Origin of the sequence: Mesorhizobium sp. M1312, assembly GCF_040318115.1 — a bacterium.
Taxonomy (GTDB): domain Bacteria; phylum Pseudomonadota; class Alphaproteobacteria; order Rhizobiales; family Rhizobiaceae; genus Mesorhizobium.
The window spans coordinates 1-1,992 of sequence record NZ_JAMYLQ010000087.1; the positions used below are offsets into that span (position 1 = coordinate 1).

1 protein-coding gene is annotated in these 1,992 nt (G+C 59.7%); it reads right to left on the reverse strand.

The features are described from left to right. Positions 1–1,346: 1,346 nt before the first annotated feature. Entirely contained in the window at positions 1,347–1,595 is a 249-nt protein-coding gene (locus NKH36_RS34590) for a DUF982 domain-containing protein (protein ID WP_352966289.1), read from the reverse strand. Positions 1,596–1,992 lie beyond the last annotated feature (397 nt).

Sequence of the window (1,992 nt, forward strand, 5' to 3'; positions counted from 1 at the left end):
CACCCCGCCAACCGCCAACGCCCCCGGTCGCGTGGGCCCGGACATGTGTAAACCCGCCAGCGGCAGCGGCCCCGCGGCTTGGGGGGCGATGGGCCGCTGGGCCTGACCAGCGAGCCTTCGGGGGGGGCGCTCACCTGCTGGCGGATACATACGCTCAACCTATGGAGTCGAAACGTTCGTTCGAAGTACGTTGCGCCAATTCCGCTGTGTAGAAGCCATAATGTGCCCCGCATTGGGTCAATACGTCTGGCACCGCAATTGCATCGTCAGGTATGGGGGATGGGGTGGAGGCCCGTCGCTTCGCAGATGTAGCGGCGGGCCTTCTACATACAGGTCTCGTCCCAGCCTACGCGCGGCCGTCCGTTTCGCGCGCCGGTCCCTGCGCTCTTGTCTGATCGCTTTTCGAAGCTGGGAATAGCCGATCGTCGTCAGATGCCATGTATGTAGTTGATCGGACCGCTCCCAAACCGGGCTGTCATCGCTCGGGTATTCATAGGGAACGTCCAGGCTGTTCGCTTTCCGCAAAAGCCTCCGCGTCTTATCGCCTCGATCTTGTCAACGTACAACGAAGTTTCCCGGTGACGCCGGTCTTCAATTTTCGCGCGATCGTCGCTCGTCTCAGCATCCGCGAGTTCAATCTCGCAGGCGCGGTCAAGTTGGCCGATTTTGCGCCGGCTCCGGCGGATCTCCACTGCCTCTCTGATTTGTAGTGGAATCCACATAACCGACCCTCAAAATTGATCTGAGTTTCTCTTTGGCCGCCAGGCCTGTCGAGGCCGGGTCCCTTGGTGATGGTGCGAACCGGGTCAACTGTAGCCCCGTTGACCTCGATCTTGCCCACCTCAACGAACGTACCTCCCGTTAGTCCGCCTCATTTGATTTGCCACCAAACCACCGAAGGCCATCATGGGCAAGGCGCTGGTCATCGGCATGCCGCAGCAGAGTGATGCTTCTGGCGCGGCAGAACGTCCTGCTGCATAGTTCCTCGATCGGAACCAGGACCGATCGCTATGAACTGGGGTATAGAGGATTTCACGGCTGCGGCCGCGCTACTTGCCGCTGCATGGATTGGAATTGCACTGGTTCGACGCAATGTCCATGGGAGGATACTTCGCCCCACATTGTTAGTCTGCGTGGTGCTGGTCGTGCTGATGATCTGGGCTCACCTGGCCGTGGGAATCGTCTGACCCGCAACCGCCAACGCCGGCGAGTAGAAAGAGTTCATCAACAAAGACCTCGCCGCGCAATTCGAAGCGCCGGCGGATGAACTCGTGAAGGTCGCCGACAACGGTGAGAATCCCTTCGATGCCGCCGATCCCGCCAAGATCGCGGCGGAGTAGCAGATGTCAGTTCAGGATCTTCGCTTCCTTGGCGGCGCTGAGAAAGGCCACTCGGGCTACCTCAGGGGCGCTGCCGCCGCCGAGCACCTTCATGCACGCCATACGTGCCTGAATGCGGCGAGCGGTTTCTCCGATGGGCCACTCGTAGAGCAGCATTTCGGCGGCTTCGCGGGTGCTCGAAACACTGACTTTGTTCGAGGCCAGCCATACGGTCACGGGCTTTTGAAACGTGCCGACGTCTCGTTCGCTGGTCATAAACAGGTCTCCTTCCGAAACCCCCGCGTGATCTTACAGGCGAAACCTCCATTCCGCGGCGTCACGTTTGTCCCGGTCGACTCACACTCTGTGAAGAATGTTCCTGCAACCGGCATCCTATGTGGGGCCTTGGTGATCACCGCTCGTTATGCCCGGAAGCCGCGCCAAGATGTTTCGCACATTCGAGACCTGCCATTGTCCATTGCGCGCTGTCCGAACACCGCGCGATGCCGCCGTGCACCAGCAATGACTGGTTCGGGTCAAGAGCTTGAATACGAGAAATGCGCTAACTGTGACGGCGGTGGTCACGGTGCTCGAGTGTCAGCAGATGTGGTAAGGTTGAGTGTCGGCGAGTAGCAGAGGTCCAGCAACAATGACTTTGAGGCGAACCAGAGCT

Bases quoted from the DNA above. Each gene is read 5' to 3' on its own strand.
- NKH36_RS34590 (WP_352966289.1), bottom strand. From the start codon at position 1,595: ATGACCAGCGAACGAGACGTCGGCACGTTTCAAAAGCCCGTGACCGTA.